At 65.5% G+C, this 16,451-nt stretch carries 19 protein-coding genes and 1 tRNA gene; 11 read left to right on the top strand and 9 right to left on the bottom strand.

What is annotated here, in order from left to right; all coding sequences use genetic code 11:
* Window positions 1–101 precede the first annotated feature (101 nt).
* Window positions 102–452 carry a DUF2750 domain-containing protein gene (locus KYX69_RS04845; protein WP_300494403.1) on the top strand — a complete coding sequence of 117 codons (351 nt, stop codon included), beginning with the start codon at window positions 102–104 and terminating at the stop codon, window positions 450–452.
* Window positions 453–588: 136 nt separating this feature from the next.
* On the opposite strand, the gene KYX69_RS04840 is transcribed toward KYX69_RS04845, so the two are convergent.
* From KYX69_RS04840 to hspQ, 4 genes are all read right to left on the bottom strand, one after another.
* Window positions 589–1,143, bottom strand: coding sequence for a GNAT family N-acetyltransferase (locus tag KYX69_RS04840; protein ID WP_300494401.1), 555 nt, complete (start codon window positions 1,141–1,143; stop codon window positions 589–591).
* A gap of 171 nt (window positions 1,144–1,314) precedes the next feature.
* Window positions 1,315–1,584 (bottom strand): 50S ribosomal protein L27, encoded by a 270-nt coding sequence (gene rpmA / locus KYX69_RS04835; protein WP_257845123.1) that lies wholly within the window; start codon window positions 1,582–1,584, stop codon window positions 1,315–1,317.
* Between the two features lie 13 nt (window positions 1,585–1,597).
* The gene (rplU, locus tag KYX69_RS04830; protein ID WP_066656559.1) at window positions 1,598–1,966 is read right to left on the bottom strand and encodes a 50S ribosomal protein L21; all 369 of its coding nucleotides are present in this window, start codon (window positions 1,964–1,966) and stop codon (window positions 1,598–1,600) included.
* 325 nt (window positions 1,967–2,291) lie between these two features.
* The gene (gene hspQ / locus KYX69_RS04825; RefSeq protein WP_300494399.1) at window positions 2,292–2,672 is read right to left on the bottom strand and encodes a heat shock protein HspQ; all 381 of its coding nucleotides are present in this window, start codon (window positions 2,670–2,672) and stop codon (window positions 2,292–2,294) included.
* 132 nt (window positions 2,673–2,804) lie between these two features.
* On the opposite strand from hspQ, the gene KYX69_RS04820 reads away from it, so the two are divergent.
* Window positions 2,805–2,894, top strand: a tRNA-Ser gene (locus KYX69_RS04820).
* Between the two features lie 115 nt (window positions 2,895–3,009).
* Here KYX69_RS04820 and ctrA read toward each other — a convergent pair.
* Window positions 3,010–3,717 (bottom strand): response regulator transcription factor CtrA, encoded by a 708-nt coding sequence (ctrA, locus tag KYX69_RS04815; protein WP_066656563.1) that lies wholly within the window; start codon window positions 3,715–3,717, stop codon window positions 3,010–3,012.
* A gap of 331 nt (window positions 3,718–4,048) precedes the next feature.
* Here ctrA and KYX69_RS04810 point away from each other — a divergent pair, with 331 nt between their 5' ends.
* A complete protein-coding gene (locus KYX69_RS04810) occupies window positions 4,049–7,027 on the top strand; it encodes a TonB-dependent receptor (RefSeq protein WP_300494395.1) in 2,979 nt (992 codons plus the stop codon).
* 62 nt (window positions 7,028–7,089) lie between these two features.
* On the opposite strand, the gene KYX69_RS04805 is transcribed toward KYX69_RS04810, so the two are convergent.
* Window positions 7,090–7,992: a LysR family transcriptional regulator gene (locus KYX69_RS04805; protein WP_300494392.1), complete on the bottom strand. Its 903-nt coding sequence runs from the start codon at window positions 7,990–7,992 to the stop codon at window positions 7,090–7,092.
* A 115-nt stretch (window positions 7,993–8,107) separates the two neighbouring features.
* On the opposite strand from KYX69_RS04805, the gene KYX69_RS04800 reads away from it, so the two are divergent.
* The 7 genes from KYX69_RS04800 (at window position 8,108) to KYX69_RS04770 (ending at window position 12,694) form a co-directional block, all read left to right on the top strand.
* The gene (locus KYX69_RS04800) at window positions 8,108–8,806 is read left to right on the top strand and encodes a pirin family protein (RefSeq protein ID WP_300494390.1); all 699 of its coding nucleotides are present in this window, start codon (window positions 8,108–8,110) and stop codon (window positions 8,804–8,806) included.
* Window positions 8,807–8,890: 84 nt separating this feature from the next.
* A complete protein-coding gene (gene wrbA, locus KYX69_RS04795) occupies window positions 8,891–9,493 on the top strand; it encodes an NAD(P)H:quinone oxidoreductase (RefSeq protein WP_300494387.1) in 603 nt (200 codons plus the stop codon).
* An 80-nt stretch (window positions 9,494–9,573) separates the two neighbouring features.
* A complete protein-coding gene (locus tag KYX69_RS04790) occupies window positions 9,574–10,260 on the top strand; it encodes an RluA family pseudouridine synthase (protein ID WP_300494384.1) in 687 nt (228 codons plus the stop codon).
* Entirely contained in the window at window positions 10,250–10,654 is a 405-nt protein-coding gene (gene arfB / locus KYX69_RS04785) for an alternative ribosome rescue aminoacyl-tRNA hydrolase ArfB (RefSeq protein WP_300494383.1), read from the top strand. The genes KYX69_RS04790 and arfB overlap by 11 nt, the downstream gene beginning before the upstream one ends.
* 42 nt (window positions 10,655–10,696) lie before the next feature.
* Window positions 10,697–11,122, top strand: a complete 426-nt coding sequence (locus KYX69_RS04780) for a hypothetical protein (protein WP_300494381.1) — start codon at window positions 10,697–10,699, stop codon at window positions 11,120–11,122.
* Between the two features lie 40 nt (window positions 11,123–11,162).
* The gene (locus KYX69_RS04775; RefSeq protein WP_300494379.1) at window positions 11,163–11,648 is read left to right on the top strand and encodes a GAF domain-containing protein; all 486 of its coding nucleotides are present in this window, start codon (window positions 11,163–11,165) and stop codon (window positions 11,646–11,648) included.
* A gap of 140 nt (window positions 11,649–11,788) precedes the next feature.
* The gene (locus KYX69_RS04770; protein ID WP_300494377.1) at window positions 11,789–12,694 is read left to right on the top strand and encodes an RcnB family protein; all 906 of its coding nucleotides are present in this window, start codon (window positions 11,789–11,791) and stop codon (window positions 12,692–12,694) included.
* A gap of 93 nt (window positions 12,695–12,787) precedes the next feature.
* On the opposite strand, the gene KYX69_RS04765 is transcribed toward KYX69_RS04770, so the two are convergent.
* The 3 genes from KYX69_RS04765 to KYX69_RS04755 are packed head-to-tail and all read right to left on the bottom strand — an operon-like array spanning window position 12,788 to window position 15,012.
* On the bottom strand, window positions 12,788–14,104 hold the full coding sequence (locus KYX69_RS04765) for a M28 family metallopeptidase (RefSeq protein WP_300494375.1): 1,317 nt from the start codon (window positions 14,102–14,104) through the stop codon (window positions 12,788–12,790).
* A gap of 31 nt (window positions 14,105–14,135) precedes the next feature.
* Window positions 14,136–14,552, bottom strand: a complete 417-nt coding sequence (locus tag KYX69_RS04760) for a hypothetical protein (RefSeq protein ID WP_300494373.1) — start codon at window positions 14,550–14,552, stop codon at window positions 14,136–14,138.
* 4 nt (window positions 14,553–14,556) lie between these two features.
* Window positions 14,557–15,012, bottom strand: a complete 456-nt coding sequence (locus tag KYX69_RS04755; RefSeq protein WP_300494371.1) for a universal stress protein — start codon at window positions 15,010–15,012, stop codon at window positions 14,557–14,559.
* Between the two features lie 137 nt (window positions 15,013–15,149).
* Between KYX69_RS04755 and KYX69_RS04750 the strand changes: the two genes are divergently transcribed.
* Window positions 15,150–16,448: a pyruvate dehydrogenase complex dihydrolipoamide acetyltransferase gene (locus KYX69_RS04750; RefSeq protein ID WP_300494369.1), complete on the top strand. Its 1,299-nt coding sequence runs from the start codon at window positions 15,150–15,152 to the stop codon at window positions 16,446–16,448.
* The last annotated feature ends 3 nt before the right edge of the window (window positions 16,449–16,451 follow it).

Genomic DNA, 16,451 nt, shown 5'->3' with positions numbered 1-16,451 from the left:
TCGGCCCCGACCTCTCAAACTGTTGGCGATGTCGGGTGCGTCGCGGATGAGCGCCTCACGACCTGGTTGCGGACTTTTGATTTTGGTGCTGTTCTCGCAAGATGAGCATCTCAGCAGCCCACGCAAATGCGTTTGTATCGGAAGTGCTGACCACCGACGCGGTCTGGGCGATCCGAGCCGCGAGCGGCTTTCCCACATCGACGAATGCGTCCGGCGAGACCGTAATGCCATTTTGGTCTGCTGAGAGCCGCGCTAGGCGCATTATCGACGGTGTGGAAGCCTACCGAGGGTTTCAGCCCGTGCGACTGCAACTGGGGGAATTCATCAGCCGCTGGCTCCCCGGGTTGGAGCGAGATAATCTGCTCGTCGGCTTAAACTGGTCGGGTGAGCGAGCGACTGGTTATGACTTGCAACCCAAGGCGGTAAAGGCGCGACTGGAGGCGGGATGCTGATGGGTGCCTCGCTCTAGATTTGAGACATTGGCCGACCCAGATGCTGGTTGGCGCGTAGACATTCTCGCACGCAGTCTCGGTGAGACGCCGAGGCCCCACCCCAACCCCTCCCCTGAAGGGGAGGGGCTGCAGAGCTTCACGCCGCCATTCGGTCGCACGGGTCGGTGCAGTCCGAGTCCGACAGGCGCTGTTCGAACTCGACCGTCATATCCTCGCGCCCGCGACCGAGCGAGTGGCGCTGGACGGTGCGCCCGGTCGGGCGGAAGCCGAGCTTGCGCAGGACACGGCCCGATGCCGGGTTGTCGGCGAAGTGGCTGGCGGTGAGGGTGGGGACGCGCAGCGTGCGGGCGATGTCGATCACCGCGCGGCCGGCCTCGGTCGCATAGCCGCGGCCCCAGGCTTCGGGTGCGATCCAGTAGCCGAGCTCGACCCCGCCGCGCTCCATCCGGTCCAGCCCGATGCAGCCGACAATGCGACTGGTGGCATCCTCCAGCGCGCAGATCAGGAAGACGGGCAGGTCGCTCGCCTTGCGCTCGATCAGCAGGAATTCTTCGGCATCGCTCACCGCATAGGGCCAGGGCGCGCGGCTGAGGTTGCGGACAACCTCATGATGGCCGATCGCGCGCGCCAGTTCGGGCGCATCCTCGATCCAGCCGGGCCGCAGCATCAACCGCTGTGTACGTGCGAACATCTTACTCTCCTCGCGGACCCGCCGATGCCCCGGGTTAATGACCGCAGCACGACAGTTGGGGTGGGGAGGGAGCAATAAAAAAGGGAGACCGGGGTGACCCGTCTCCCTTTTGCGGTCTCCAGATTTGGAGACCCGGGTCACCCTGGCGGGCAACCCGGATGGTCGCCCAGCTTATTCGGCCGCAGCCGCAATCATTTCTACCGAGCAGAATTTGCGACCGAGCTTGCCGTCGTGGAATCGCACGCGGCCGTCGGTAAGCGCAAACAGGGTGTGGTCCTTGCCGATGCCGACATTGACGCCCGGATAGTATTTCGTGCCGCGCTGACGCACGAGGATGTTGCCGGCAATGGCGACTTCGCCACCGAACTTCTTCACGCCGAGACGCTTGGACTGCGAGTCGCGACCGTTGCGCGAAGAGCCGCCTGCCTTCTTATGTGCCATTTCGGATTACTCCTTACGCTTCCGCGGCCGCCGGGGCATCGCCCTCGGTCGCCTTGGCCTTAGCGGCCTTCTTTTTGGTCTCCTGCGCACCGATCGCGGTGATCTTCAGGATGGTGTGGTTCTGGCGATGGCCGTTCTTGCGGCGATAATTGTGCCGACGGCGCTTCTTGAAGACGATGACCTTCTCGCCCTTTTGCTGGGCGACGATCTCGGCCGAAACGGTCAGGCCGTCGGTCGACTTCAGATCCGAACCTTCGCCAGCGAGCAGCACGTCACCCAGGGTGATCGTCGAACCGGCTTCACCGTCGAGCTTCTCGACGACGATCTTGTCTCCTGCGGCAACGCGATACTGCTTGCCGCCCGTGCGCACGATAGCGAACATGGGCCTCATCTCAATTTCAAAAGCATGTGCCCGCGCAGGACAAGCCCGGCGGGAGGAACGGCGCGGTTATGGGATTCGCCCGGGGAAGTCAACCATTATGCACCGTTGGTGGGCAGTGCGGTGCGGGTTCTTCGAGGATGGCCTTCAGGCGAGCGCGGGGCCTCCCCATTCTCGTCACCCCGGACTTGTTCCGGGGTCCACTCAGCCCCGCTGGCGACCCATGAGCCTGTCGTCCGGGATTTGCCTCCCGGTGGACCCCGGAACAAGTCCGGGCTGACGAAGACCCCATGGAAATCGAAAGGCGCCCCAATGGCGGGCGGCAACCCTAATGCCGATGCTCGCGCTTCAATTTGTACCGCCCGCCGCCCAGCTCCTCGAACAGCCCGCCGATGGCCGGATGGTCGACCGGCTCGTCGCTGTCGTCGGCGACCAGATTTTGCTGGCTGACATAGGCGACATAGCTCGACTCGGCATTTTCAGCGAGCAGATGGTAGAAGGGCTGGTCCTTGCGCGGGCGGACATCCTCGGGGATCGCCTCATACCATTCGTCGGTATTGGCGAAAACCGGGTCGATGTCGAAGATCACCCCGCGGAAGTCGAACACCCGGTGCCGCACCACATCGCCCAGGTTGAAGCGCGCATGCGCCACGGGAGGGAGGGGGACACCGGCAGTCGCCAGATCGAGCGGGTCGGAGGCGCGAGTCATCGCTTCAATCTAGTGCGCTTTCGCGTCCGCACAAGAAGCGTGCGCAAGGCGCTTGCAAGCCCGTGACGCTTGGTCTAGAGGCGCCCGCTCGACCGGACGGAGCGGCATGCAATTGCCCTGCGGACCCCTCGCGGAGAGGTGGCAGAGTGGTCGATCGCGCCGCACTCGAAATGCGGTTTACGGGGAACCGTAACGTGGGTTCGAATCCCACCCTCTCCGCCACTTATTTCTTTCAGATCAAGCGCTTCGTGGGGCGCACTTGTGCGCGCGAAGAAAGGGCCGCGTCATCCCCCCGGATGACACGGCCCCCTTTGCCCCACGCAACGAACGGTAAATGTCAGGCGACGGCGCTTACCGCGCCAGCCGCTTCCTCGGGCTCGCGCAGCACATAGCCGCGGCCCCAGACGGTCTCGATGTAATTCTCGCCCTCGCACGCCATGCTGAGCTTCTTGCGCAGCTTGCAGATGAAGACGTCGATGATCTTGAGCTCGGGCTCGTCCATCCCGCCATAAAGGTGGTTGAGGAACATTTCCTTGGTGAGCGTCGTGCCCTTGCGGAGCGAGAGCAGCTCCAGCATCGCATATTCCTTGCCGGTCAGGTGGACGCGGGCGCCATCGACCTCGACGGTCTTGGCGTCGAGGTTCACGGCGAGCTTGCCGGTCCGGATGACCGACTGGCTGTGGCCCTTGCTGCGGCGCACCACGGCATGGATGCGGGCGATCAGCTCTTCGCGGTGGAAGGGCTTGGTCACATAATCGTCGGCACCGAAGCCGAACGAGCGGACCTTGCTGTCCATTTCGTTGATGCCCGACAGGATCAGGACCGGGGTCTGGACCCGCGCGACGCGCAGCTTTTTCAGCACGTCATAGCCGTGCATGTCGGGCAGATTCAGGTCGAGCAGGATGATGTCGTAATCATACAACTTGCCCAGATCGAGGCCTTCCTCGCCCAGATCGGTTGTATAAACGTTGAACCCCTCGGTCGCGAGCATCAGCTCGATGGCCTTGGCGGTCGTCGGCTCGTCTTCGATCAGCAGCACGCGCATCGGCTGATTTCCCCTGTGCCGGTTGCAGGCCCCCTGTGGCGCACAACGCGACTGATTCATTAACCTAAGCTGGTATGAAGGCAAAAGGTTAATTTTGCCCTAACCGGCCTGACTCCACGAGTCGCGGGGGATTGGGCGTAAGCGCGGGGTGCGCCGCATTGGCGCGAAATCCGGCCAAAGCCTGTCAAGATCAACGTTGCGCGATATAGCCCTGGGCTATAGGCTTGGCTGATATTTTGCATTTGCTAACATCAAATATGCGTGATTAATTTCGCGGTTTCCGGCGAAGCCGACACAAAAGTGCGCGCTGGATCAAAAAGGGGGTTGGGGTATGAAGTTCAAGACCGCATTGTTCGTGACGGCGTGCTGCATCGCGGCTCCGGCATTCGCACAGGATGCGCCGGCATCATCTGAAGGCCAGCAGGAAAGCAGCGAGCGCGAGGTGCTGATTACCGGCTCGCGGATCAAGCAGGACCCGACCAAGAGCGCCCTCCCGCTGCAGATCGTGACGCAGGAAGAGATTGCGCGCAACGGCATCACCAGCCCCGAGCAGCTGATCGCCTTCCTTCCGACCAATGGCTCGGGCGCGGACAATCTGGCGTCCAACGCCGACGTGACGACGGGCGCGCAGCGCGGCACTAACGGTCTGTCGGCCGCGAACCTGCGCGGTCAGGGATCGGCGGCGACGCTGGTCCTGCTGAACGGCCGTCGCGTGGCGGCGCACGGCCTGTCGGGCTCGGCAGTCGACGTCAACCAGATCCCGTTCGCCGCGATCGAGCGCGTCGAAGTGCTCAAGGACGGCGCGTCGGCCATCTATGGCACCGACGCAGTCGGCGGCGTCATCAACTTCATCACCAAGAAGACGTTCGAGGGCGTGTCGGTCAGCGGCTATGTCGACGTGCCGGAAGCGGGCGGCGGTGAAATCTACCGTGTCGGCGGCGTGGCCGGTTATGGCAATCTGAACGAAGACGGCTTCAACATTATGGCGGCGGTGTCCTACCGCTGGAACAAGATTCTGCGCGGCGAGGATCGCGATTTCGTCAACGGGAACCAGCCCAACCGCGGCTTGTCGATCGACACGCGCGGCACGCCGATCGCGACCGTGTTCAATATCGGACCCAACGCAAATCAGAATCCGGGCGGGACGTTGCTCGGGACTGCGGCGGGCTTCCCGACGCTGGCAATTACCGGTCCGAATGGTGCCAACATCGTTGGCGGCGGCATCAACATCCTGGACCTGCCGGGTGGCGGCGGGTGTGACTCGTTCGACGGCGGGATGGCCTATGACGAGCAGCTTTGGAACAATCCCGCGGCGGTCTATGCCTGCGCCTGGGATACGGGGCGCGCGGCGGTAATCCAGCAGCCGATCGAAACGCTGACCTATTATGGGCGCGGTGTCGTCCGCATCGGTGGATCGCACGAGCTGTCGGTCGAGGTGACGGGGTCCGACGCCACGTCAGCGAAAAGCTTCAGCAACGCCCAGCTGTCGGCGAATACGACCAACCTCAACATCGCCTATCCGCGTAACCCCACGACGGCGGCGACCTATGACGCGGTGGTCAATGCGATCCGCGGGATCATCACCGATCCGACGCAGCTTGCCAATTTCAACGCCCGCGCAGCCGCGCAGCTGCCGATTTCGTATCGCTGGCGCTGTGCCGCGTGCGGGCCGCGCGAATATGTGACCGACACAAAGACGTTCCGCGCGGCGCTGGGCCTTGAAGGACCGCTGTTCGACGGGTGGGATTACCGCGCAGGTGCGAGCTATGCGAAGAGCGAAAGCTCCTCGGTGCTGGGTGGTGGCTATTATTATCGCGGCACGCTTGCCAATGGCGCCTATGACCCGCTCGCGCCGCAGGTCGCGGGCGCACCGGCTGGGTTCCGCGGCCTCGTCGGCGTGATGAACAGCGGCCTGATCAACCCGTTCAGCCTGACCCAGACGGCAGCCGGCCTCGCCGCGCTGGAATCGGTCTCGGCGCGCGGGGCGACGCTGTATGGCGGCCAGTATGAGGTGAAGCAGTTCGACGCGTCGGTGTCCGGCTCGCTCTTCCCGATCTGGGGCGGCGATGTGCGGATGGCGGCCGGTGTCGACTATCGCCGCGAAACCTATTCGTTCAACGGATCGGCCGCCGCCGCCGCGACCGCACCGGTCATTTTCCTGGCCGCGTTCGACAACGTCAACGCGCTGACGCCCAAGAGCCGCGACGTGAAGGCGGCCTATGCCGAAGTGCTGGTGCCGATCATCGAACAGCTCGAGGTTACCGGCGCGCTGCGTGTCGACGATTACACCGGCTTTGGCACCACGACCAACCCGAAGGTATCGGTCAAGTTCCAGCCGTTCGACCAGTTGATGTTCCGCGGATCGTACAACACCAGTTTCCGCGTTCCGACGTTCAACCAGATCTTCAATGGCGTGACCCTGTCGCCTTATTCGGGCAGCGATCTGGCCGATCCGGTGCGTTGCCCGGGCGGCGTTCCGACCAGCGCATTTGGCAGCGGCCTGCCCTGCGCGCAGATTCGACCGGAGATCGCGACTGGCGGTCTGCCCACGCTGCAGCCGGAGACGGCGAAGCAGTTCAGCGTCGGTGGCGTGCTGACCCCGTTCCGCGGGGTGAGCCTGTCGGTCGACTGGTGGTCGATCGCGGTCGACGACACGATCCAGTTGCTGACGCTGCGCCAGCTCATCGACAATGCCGCGCTGTTCCCCGATCGCTTCGTCCGCGATCCTGCGACCCAGGACGTGACCGTGATCGACCAGCGCTGGATCAACGCCGGTTCGCGCCGGACGCAGGGTCTTGAGTTCGCCGCGCGCGGCCAGTTCGATGCGATGGGCGGCACGTTCAGTGCGGGCCTCGATGGCACGCTGCTGCTGAAGAAGAAGGAGAAGCTGACGCCGACTTCGGCCTATGGCCCGAGCCTGATCGGGGTGTTCACCTATGCCGGCGATCTCGGCAATGAGTGGAAGCACAATGCCTATATCGGTTACCGCACCGATGATGTGAGCTTCACGCTGAGCCAGATCTTCCGCTCGGGCTACAAGAACCAGGCGCTGCCGGGCATCGCTGCGGGCACGGTGACGCGTCCTGACTATAATCCGTATGTCGACGATTATATCATCTACAACGCGTCGATCACCTTTACCGGGTTCAAGGGCTATACGTTCACCATGGGCGTCAAGAACCTGTTCGACACCGATCCGCCCTTCGCCATCACCTATGACGGCAACACCGGTGCGGGTAGCTCGTGGGAGCCGCGCGTGGCAGATCCGCGCGGGCGTTCGTTCACGATCTCGGCCGAGGCGAAGTTCTAAGCCGAAGTCTCATCGACCCAAGCAAGGGGCCGGTCCGCAGCGATGCGGGCCGGCCCTTTTGTTTACGCCCGTGTGCAGAGGTTGCGGAAGCGCTGCGACAGGAAGTCGATGACCAGTTCGACCCGCGCCGGGCGCAGCGTGCTGGGCGGGGTGAGCAGGTGCAGCGCGATGTTCCTCGGCGACCAGTCGGCGAGAATTTCGACCAGTCGACCGTCAGCGAGCTCGCGGTCGATGATGAAGTCGGGCAGGCGGGCGATGCCGAGCCCTGCGAGCAATGCCGGGATCATCGCATCGCCATTGTCGGCGATCAGCGGGCCGGCGGGGCGCACCGCCGCTTCCTCGCCATCGGCCTTGCGAAACTGCCAGGCGCCGATCGCATTGGCGTAGAGGAAGCAGGCATGATGGGCGAGGTCGGCGGGATGGCGCGGCGTGCCGTGTTGCTCCAGATAGGCTGGGGCAGCAACGACCCGCGCCTGAATCGGGGACAGCCGGCGCGCGCGCAGCGAAGAGTCGGGCAGGTCCGCGATGCGCAGCGCGATGTCGAACCCGTCCGCGACGATGTCGACGCGGGCATCAGACAGACGCAGGTCGATCTGGATCCCCGGATGTTCGGCGATCAGATCGGCAATCGCGTCGGCGACGAAGCGGATGCCAAAGGTAATCGGTGCGGCGATGCGGACCATGCCGGATGGCGCCTTGGCGGAATCGATCGCGGCCTCTTCCGCCGCCTGCGCCTCGGCGAGAATGCGCCCGGCGCGTTCGGCGAGCGCGGTGCCGCTGTCGGTCAGCGTCAGGCGGCGCGAAGTGCGGTGGAATAACGCCGTTCCGAGCTGCGCCTCAAGCCGGGCGATCGCTTTGGACACGGTGGCCTTGCTCACCCCGATCGCGGCGGCAGCGCCGCTGAACGAGCGATGCTCGACCACGCAAGCGAAGATCGCCCAGGCTTCAAAGTCCGGCAGACGCATTGGTCGGTCCCCTCAAACAGCTTGATCCGTATAAACCCGAAACGATCCGTTTCAAACGTTTCCATTTACGCGCGTCGCGGCGACCCTATTTTGGACCTCAAGCAAGGAGGTTCCGATGATCGAGAAACGCACGTTCGAAAGTCTGGGCCACGCCGATCACGGGTGGCTCAATGCCCGTCACCATTTCAGCTTCGCCAACTATTATGATCCCGAGCGCATGGGCTGGGGCGCGATCCGTGTATGGAACGACGACGAAATCGGCCCGAACAGCGGCTTTCCGCCGCACCCGCACAAGGACATGGAGATCATCACGTATGTCCGCAGCGGCGCGATCACGCATCAGGACTCGATGGGCAATACCGGCCGCACCGGTGCCGGCGATGTCCAGGTAATGAGCGCGGGCACCGGTGTGCGCCACGCCGAGTACAACCTTGAGTCCGAGACGACGACGCTGTTCCAGATCTGGATCATGCCCCGCGCCAGCGGCGGTGCGCCGAGCTGGGGCGCCAAGCCGTTCCCCAAGGGCGAGCGTTCGGGCAAGTTCGTGACGCTGGCGAGCGGCTTTGCCGAAGACAGCGACGCGCTGCCGATCCGCGCCGATGCCCGCGTGCTGGGTGCGACGATCAAGGCGGGTGAGAGCGTGACGCACAGCGTAGGCGAAGGGCGGCATGCCTATCTCGTCCCCGCAGTCGGCAAGATCACCATCGATGGCGAGCCCTTCAACGCCCGCGACGGCGCCGCACTGAGCGGTGGCCAGACCGTAACGATTACCGCGATCGAGGACGCCGAGATCGTCCTGGTCGACTCCGAATAGCCGACCCCCCGGAGCGGTCCGCAAGCCCCCCCTCCCAAGGCGGGCCGCTCCACCCCCATTCAGTTCCAATCAAGGAGACACGCCGTGACCAAGGTTCTGGTGCTTTATTACTCGTCCTACGGCCATATCGAAGCGATGGCCGAAGCGGTTGCCGAGGGCGCGCGCTCGGCCGGCGCGACCGTGGATATCCGCCGCGTGCCCGAAACCGCGCCCGAGGCGGTGGTCAAGGCTGCCGGCTTCAAGGCCGACAGCGCGCATCCGGTGATCGAGGGTCCCGACGCGCTCAAGGACTATGACGCGATCATCGTCGGTTCGCCGACCCGCTTCGGGCGCATGGCGAGCCAGATGGCGGCGTTCTGGGATACCGCCGGTGGCGTCTGGTATCAGGGCGCGCTGCACGGCAAGGTCGGCGGTGCGTTCACATCGAGCGCGACCCAGCATGGCGGCAATGAGACCACGCTGTTCAGCATCATCACCAATTTGCTGCACTTCGGCCTGACCATCGTTGGCCTCGATTATGGCCATGCCGACCAGATGAAGATCGACGAAGTGCTGGGCGGCGCACCCTATGGCGCGACCACCGTCGCCGGCGGCGATGGCAGCCGCATGCCGAGCGACATCGACCTCGCCGGTGCACGCTATCAGGGCAAGCGCATCGCCGAAGTCGCGACCAAGCTGATCGCGTAATGGCAGTCCGGGCGGGACAGATGGTCCCGCCCGGGCAACTCGATGATTGCAACTGCGCGCGCTCCCGCCCAAAGCGGGGCATGATCCAGGATCACGTTCTTTTCATCGACGGCGAGGCGATCGTTCTCGACAAGCCCGCCGGGCTTCCGGTCGATCCGCCGCGCGACGGATCGATCAGCCTTGAGAATCACCTCGGCAATCTGACCTTCGGATTCCAGCGCTGGCCGACCCCGGTCCACCGGCTCGACCGCGATACCAGCGGCTGCCTGCTCCTCGCGCGCAATCCCAAGGCGCATGCGCGATTTCAGCAGGCGTTCGAGGCGGGCGCGGTGACCAAACGCTACCTTGCGGTGATCGACGGGATTCCAGATGCGCCTTCGGGGATGATCGACCTGGCCCTGATCAAGATTTCCAGCGCCGAACGCGGCTGGCGCATGACCGGCAGCCCGATTGGCAAGTCGGCGCGGACGCGCTGGCGGATGCTGGCACAGAAGGACGGGCGGGCGTTCATCGCATTTTACCCCGAGACCGGGCGCACGCATCAGATTCGCGTCCATGCCGCAGAGGGGCTGGGCTTCCCGATTACCGGCGACCCGGTTTACGGCGTCGCGAATGGACGCAAGCTGATGCTTCATGCCGCGCAGCTGACCGTGCCGCGTCCTGGCAAGCCCGACATCCATGCGGAGGCACCGATCCCGGACGCGTTCCGGGCATTCGGCTTTGCGGGCGGGCAGCCGCAGGACGAGCTGGGCGAAGATGCCGGCTGACCTGCCCGAGGCGGCGATCGTCGAGGAAAAGTTCCTCGCCGCGTCGGGGCCGGGCGGGCAGAATGTCAACAAGGTCGCGACTGCGGTGCAGTTGCGCGTCAATGTGTTCGCGCTCGGCCTGCCACCCTATGCCTATGCAAAGTTCAAGGAGCTGGCGGGGAGCCGGATGACGGCGGGCGGCGAGCTGGTTGTCACGGCGCGCAAGTTCCGCACGCAGGACGCCAATCGCGAGGATGCGCGCGCGCGGGTGATCGAGCTGATCGACAAGGCGCTGGAGCGGCAGGCGCGGCGGATCAAGACCAAGCCGGGCAAGGCGGCGAAGGCGCGGCGCGTGGACGAGAAAAAGGGCCGTTCGGCGATCAAGGCGGGGCGGGGCCGGGTGCAGATCGATTGATGCCGCCGCGCAACGAATTTTCGTGCAATGCGTTGCGGCGCCATGATCCGACTGACCTTGATCCTGCCGCTCGCCCTTGTCGCTGCCTGCTCGCAGGAACCCGTGCGCGACAATGCCACTCAGAATATCACGCAGGAGGCCGAGCCGCCGCGCCAAACCAAGCCGGTCGCGCCGAGTCCGACCACCGCCGCTACTATTCCTGCGGCCTTTCAGGGCGCGTGGAGCGCAAATGCAGCGGATTGCGGCAAGGGCAGCGACGTGACGCGGCTGACAATCGCTCCGAACGAACTGCGCTTTTATGAGAGCAGCGCCGCCGTGACGTCGGTCAGCGGCACGGGGCCGCAGATCAAGGTCAGTGCACGCTATACCGGCGAGGGCGAGACGTGGGAGGCCACGCGCACCTTCGCCTTGTCCGAGGATGGCGACACGCTGACGCTGGACGGGATGCCACGGGTGCGCTGCCCTTAGGGTCTTGCATCGCGACGCCGCTCGCGCCACCTGCGCAGCCATGTACAGTTTCGACATCGCCGCCGGGTCCAAGGCCGAACTTTATCGCGATCTCCACGCCGCGCTCGATGCGCTGACGGCGGGAGAGCCGGATGCGATCGCCAATATGGCGAACGCCGCGTCGCTGATCGGCCAGTATCTGCCCGACCTCAACTGGGCGGGTTTCTATCGCAATGTCGGCGACGAGCTGGTGCTCGGTCCGTTTCAGGGCAAGGCGGCATGTATCCGCATCCCGTTCGGCCGGGGCGTGTGCGGCGCGGCGGCGGCGACTCGCGAGACGCAGCTGGTCGAGGACGTACATGCCTTTCCCGGCCACATTGCGTGCGACGCGGCGAGCAATGCCGAGCTGGTCGTTCCGATCGTGCATGACGGCGAATTGATCGGAGTGCTCGACCTCGACAGTCCGGTCACCGGCCGCTTCGATGCGGAGGATGCGGCGGGGTGCGAGGCGCTGATGGCGCTGCTGGCTCCGAGAGTTTCCGGCTGAACCCTGCCCCGCATTGGGACTTTCTTAACCACGCTGTCCGGTGGGAACGGCGCGGTGTCAGTGTTAAAACGCTGTAAAGAGGCGCGGTCCTTCTTCCCTGCTTGAATGGTCGCGCCTCACCAGAATAGTGAGTCCAGCCAATGCGTGCCCTGACCCTCGCCACCTTGTCGATTGCTGCGATTGCGGTTGCGACCCCCGCCCAGGCGCAGCGGGTGTGGCGCGATGGGCAGTGGGTGCAGCGCGAGCGTGAGCCGGTGCGCTATCCGGCGCGGTCGGTTCCCTCGACGCGGATCGATCCGCCGCGTACGACCCACAATGGTGGCCGCTGGGGCCCGATGGTCGGCGGACGCTGGCATGCAGGAACGCGCGCACCCGGCGGGTGGAGCGCCTATCGCCGCCCGGTGCGCGGCTGGACGCTGCCGAGCTATTGGGTCGGTGGTGGCTTCTGGATCAGCGACTGGTCGAACTGGGGGTTGAGCCGTCCGCCCTATGGCTATGGCTGGCTGCGTTACTATGACGATGCCGTGCTGGCCGACCGCGATGGGCGGGTGTGGGATTCGGTCAGCGGGATCGACTGGAATGGCGGCGGTGGTGGTGGCGCGGCGAGCGCCTATGCCGGTGGCGGCTACGCAGCGGCGGCGGCTGCCGGGGGCGGTGGTGGCGGCGGTGGCGGCTATGGCGCGCGCTACGAAGCACCCGATTACGACGATGACCATGATGATTACCCGGACGAGCGTCGCGAGCGGCGGCCGATCCCCGCACAGCCATACCCGGGGGGGTATGCCCCGCCGTCCTGCGCCAGCCCTTGCGGCGCGCAGGGCGGCGGCTACGCCCGCGGCTATCATGGCGGCAGCGGATATTACATGGCGGGGCCGACGGTGACGACGATCGTCATCCAGTCGGGCGCAACCACGACGACCACTGTCACCGAAGAGGTGATCGAGGAGGTCGAAGAGGTCCGCACCTACCGCGCGCCGGTGAAGACGGTGCGCCGCTATCCGAGCAAGACGGTCGTGCGGCGGTCGACGAAGGATTGCTGTCGGTAAATTCCGTCGCCCCGGCGCAGGCCGGGGCCGCCAAGCTTTGCGCGTATCGCTATCCCTCTGGCGGCCCCGGCCTGCGCCGGGGCGACGATCGCCTCAATTCCTTGGCGGTCGCGTCCCGAACGTGACGATGCTCTCGCTGCCATCCGCCGCGACCGCCGACACGCCGATAAAATGATCGTCGACCACCACGTCCTTCAGCACCGTCTCGGTGCGCCCGGCGACACCGCGCACCTCGGCCCAGTTCTGCGTGTCGTTGCGCCGCCAATAGACCTTGTAGCCGCGCGCGCCGGGGACGGCGTTCCACTTCACCTTGGTATCCGCGCTCACCGCGCCGTCGAGCACCACACCTGACGGGGCCGAGGGCGCGTTGGCGAGGCGGCGGATCGTCGCGATGTTGAGCGCGGTGACCTTCGCCAGATAGGGGAAGTCCATCTTGTCGACCGTGTCGCCATAGACTCGGCCATTTTCGGTGCGCAGCGTCTGGTGCTGCTGGTCGTAATTCTCCGCGGCGACCGAGAAGCGGACGGCGGGATAGCCGAGGCGCAGGAACGGCTCGTGATCGCCGCCGCGCCCGAAGCGGTCGGGGCGGCGGACGACGAACACGTCAAGCGCGTCCTTGTCCTTCTCCCGCATCCCGTCCGCGACCTTGTCGATTGCCTTGGCCAGCGCGCGGCTGGGGCCGTCATCCTCGCCGCCATCGCCGCGCCGGCCGATCTGGCCGGGCAGGTCCTCCGACGCGCGAATGCCTTCGGAAAAGACGCGGACGCGATCGGCGACGCGCACGCCGTTCTGGCCAACGGTGTTACCGACAATGTCGTTGTTGAGGACCGCGATGACCTCCCAGCCGCGCTCCTTGGCGGTTTCGGCGAGCAAGGTGCCGCCCCACAGCCCCTGTTCCTCGCCCGACAGCAAGGCATAGACGATCGTCGCCTTGAGCTTGTGCTTCGACAGGATGCGGGCCGCCTCGATCACCAAGGCGGTGCCGGAGGCGTCGTCATTCGCGCCGGGGGCGTCGCTGGTGAAGTCCATCACGTCGCTGACGCGCGAATCGATATGGCCTTGGACGATTACGACGCGCTTGGGGTCTGCACCTTCCTGAAAGCCGAGGACATTGACCACCTCGACCCCATTCGGCGCGCGGGGGCCGGTGAAGGTGCGGCCGATCCGCGCGACCTTGATGCAGTTGCCGCACGCTGCACCGATCCGGTCGAGCTCCTCCGCGCCCCACTTCCGCGCCGCGCCGATGCCGCGCACCGGATCGTCGGGGGAGGACAAAGTGTGGCGCGTGCCGAAGCTCACCAGCTTCTCGACATCGGCCTTGAGCCGCTCGGGGCTGGGGGCCTCGGCGGGTTTGGTCTGGGCGGCGGCGGGGGCTGCAATCAGCAGCGCGGGGAGGATGATGGTGCGCATGGCCGTAGCGTGGCGGCATCGCCCCGCGATCTCAAGCCCCAGTCTTATCCGCTGCCTTCGATTTGCGTTGTTCCTCCCGCCGCTGGCGACGGCGTTCGCGCTCGCGTGCACGGACCCGGTCCCAAAAGGCGCGGTGACGCCGCTGCCAGAGCAGGTTGAGGAGCGCAAAGGGTATTGGGAGCCAAAGACCCAGAAACAAGAGCCGCCCCCAAACCCCTTCATAAAGCAGATGGTGACTGCATGGATAGGTAAGGAGCATGCGGACTAACGCGCCGCCTTTGCCACCACCTTCGACCGGATTCCCCGTGCAGTTGAGGTAGAAATCGGGAACGCTCGATCCAGACAGAATCAACGCGATCGCAATAACCGGGACGTGCCAGAAGCGGCCGAACGGAATGCCTGCGCCGATCTTGCGGAAGCTGCGCTCCTCATCGGTCAGCCGTGCCATCGCACTAGCTCAACCGGTCGATCGCCTCGCGGTCGAGGCTTCCCGGGATGATCATCAGCGGGACGGGAAGAACCGCCATGTCGCCACTGGTGAAATGGGTGACGATCGGGCCGGGCTTGCCGCCGACTGCGGCACCAAGGACGAGCGCGGCGATGTCGGGATTGGCCTCGATCCGTTCGCGGATGACCTTCGGCCCGTCGCCCTCGACCACGGTGATGCTGGGCTTCAATCCCGATTCCTGGATCAGCGTACCTGCGGCGGCGGCGACCAGGGCTTCGGCACGCTGGCGCGCTTCCTCCTCGATCGTCGCCATCACGCCGCCCCATTGGACGAAATCGGGCTTGGGAATCAGCGCCAGGATCTCGACCCCGCCGCCGGTCTTCACCGCGCGACGCGCCGCAAACCGTAGCGCAATCTGTGCCTCGGGGCTCTCATCGACCACGACCAGATAGGTACGCATGAAACCAGTTCCCCCTCCGTTGGTGACAGGTGGTGACGCGTCGGGGCGTGAAGCGCAAGGGGCGGGGTTGACCCGCGCCGTTCATCGCGCAAGGAGGGCGCGACACCCACCACCCCACGACAGGATCCTCCCCACCCATGTCGATCGAAATCAAGATGCCCGCGCTGTCTCCGACGATGGAGGAGGGCACGCTCGCCAAATGGCTGGTCAAGGAAGGCGACACCGTCAAAGCCGGCGACCTGATGGCCGAGATCGAAACCGACAAGGCGACGATGGAGTTCGAGGCGGTCGATGAGGGCGTGATCGCGAAGATCGTCGTGGCCGAGGGCACCGATGGCGTGAAGGTCGGCACCGTGATCGCCGTCCTGGCGGGTGAGGGCGAGGATGCCGGGTCGGTGTCTGCGCCGAAGGCCGACGCGCCCAAGGCCGACGCGCCCAAGGCCGAAGCCCCCAAGGCCGAGGCGGCTCCGGCACCCGCCGCTGCTGCACCTGCCCCAGCGCCGGCTGCTGCCCCCAAGGCGGATGGCGACCGCGTCAAGGCGAGCCCGCTGGCGCGCCGCATCGCCGCCGAAAAGGGTGTTGACCTTTCGGGCGTGAGCGGCTCCGGCCCGAACGGCCGCATCGTCAAGGCGGACATCGAAGGGGCGAAGCCCGGCGCGGCTCCGGCTGCGGCTGCGCCCGCCGCTGCTCCGGCTGCTGCAGCAGCACCTGCCGCTGCCCCGGCATCGGTCTGGTATGACGAGAGCATCCCGCACGAGGTCGAGAAGCTCAGCAACATCCGCAAGACGATCGCGCGCCGCCTGACCGAGGCGAAGCAGACGATCCCGCACATCTATCTGACCGTCGATATCCAGCTCGACGCGCTGCTCAAGCTGCGCGGGCAGCTCAACAAGAGCCTGGAAGCGCGCGGCGTGAAGCTGTCGGTCAACGACATGCTGATCAAGGCGCTCGCGGTTGCGCTGGTTCAGGTGCCCAAGTGCAATGTGACCTATGCCGGCGACAAGCTGGTCAAATATAGCCGCGCCGACATTTCGGTCGCCGTTTCGACCCCGACCGGCCTGATCACCCCGATCATCCGCGACGCGGCAAATATCGGCCTCGCGTCGATCTCGACCCAGATGAAGGAGCTGGCCGACCGCGCGAAGGAGGGCAAGCTCCAGCCGCACGAATATCAGGGCGGCACCGCCAGCATTTCGAACATGGGCATGTTCGGGATCAAGCAGTTCGACGCGGTCATCAACCCGCCCCAGGCGATGATTCTGGCGGTCGGCGCGGGCGAGAAGCGTCCGTACATCGTCGACGATGCGCTCGGCGTTGCCACCGTCATGTCGGCGACCGGCAGCTTCGATCACCGCGCGGTGGACGGGGCCGATGGCGCCGAGCTGATGAAGGTGTTCAAGGCGCTGGTCGAATCGCCGATGGGCCTGCTGGCCTGAGTC

The organism is Sphingomonas sp., from assembly GCF_030145815.1.
In the GTDB taxonomy this organism is placed as follows: Bacteria; Pseudomonadota; Alphaproteobacteria; order Sphingomonadales; family Sphingomonadaceae; genus Sphingomonas.
This window is presented reverse-complemented; position numbering and strand designations above follow the sequence as displayed.

Bases quoted from the DNA above. Each gene is read 5' to 3' on its own strand.
- KYX69_RS04845 (WP_300494403.1), top strand. From the start codon at position 102: ATGAGCATCTCAGCAGCCCACGCAAATGCGTTTGTATCGGAAGTGCTG.
- KYX69_RS04840 (WP_300494401.1), bottom strand. From the start codon at position 1,143: ATGTTCGCACGTACACAGCGGTTGATGCTGCGGCCCGGCTGGATCGAG.
- rpmA (WP_257845123.1), bottom strand. From the start codon at position 1,584: ATGGCACATAAGAAGGCAGGCGGCTCTTCGCGCAACGGTCGCGACTCG.
- rplU (WP_066656559.1), bottom strand. From the start codon at position 1,966: ATGTTCGCTATCGTGCGCACGGGCGGCAAGCAGTATCGCGTTGCCGCA.
- hspQ (WP_300494399.1), bottom strand. From the start codon at position 2,672: ATGACTCGCGCCTCCGACCCGCTCGATCTGGCGACTGCCGGTGTCCCC.
- ctrA (WP_066656563.1), bottom strand. From the start codon at position 3,717: ATGCGCGTGCTGCTGATCGAAGACGAGCCGACGACCGCCAAGGCCATC.
- KYX69_RS04810 (WP_300494395.1), top strand. From the start codon at position 4,049: ATGAAGTTCAAGACCGCATTGTTCGTGACGGCGTGCTGCATCGCGGCT.
- KYX69_RS04805 (WP_300494392.1), bottom strand. From the start codon at position 7,992: ATGCGTCTGCCGGACTTTGAAGCCTGGGCGATCTTCGCTTGCGTGGTC.
- KYX69_RS04800 (WP_300494390.1), top strand. From the start codon at position 8,108: ATGATCGAGAAACGCACGTTCGAAAGTCTGGGCCACGCCGATCACGGG.
- KYX69_RS04790 (WP_300494384.1), top strand. From the start codon at position 9,574: ATGATCCAGGATCACGTTCTTTTCATCGACGGCGAGGCGATCGTTCTC.
- arfB (WP_300494383.1), top strand. From the start codon at position 10,250: ATGCCGGCTGACCTGCCCGAGGCGGCGATCGTCGAGGAAAAGTTCCTC.
- KYX69_RS04780 (WP_300494381.1), top strand. From the start codon at position 10,697: ATGATCCGACTGACCTTGATCCTGCCGCTCGCCCTTGTCGCTGCCTGC.
- KYX69_RS04775 (WP_300494379.1), top strand. From the start codon at position 11,163: ATGTACAGTTTCGACATCGCCGCCGGGTCCAAGGCCGAACTTTATCGC.
- KYX69_RS04770 (WP_300494377.1), top strand. From the start codon at position 11,789: ATGCGTGCCCTGACCCTCGCCACCTTGTCGATTGCTGCGATTGCGGTT.
- KYX69_RS04765 (WP_300494375.1), bottom strand. From the start codon at position 14,104: ATGCGCACCATCATCCTCCCCGCGCTGCTGATTGCAGCCCCCGCCGCC.
- KYX69_RS04760 (WP_300494373.1), bottom strand. From the start codon at position 14,552: ATGGCACGGCTGACCGATGAGGAGCGCAGCTTCCGCAAGATCGGCGCA.
- KYX69_RS04755 (WP_300494371.1), bottom strand. From the start codon at position 15,012: ATGCGTACCTATCTGGTCGTGGTCGATGAGAGCCCCGAGGCACAGATT.
- KYX69_RS04750 (WP_300494369.1), top strand. From the start codon at position 15,150: ATGTCGATCGAAATCAAGATGCCCGCGCTGTCTCCGACGATGGAGGAG.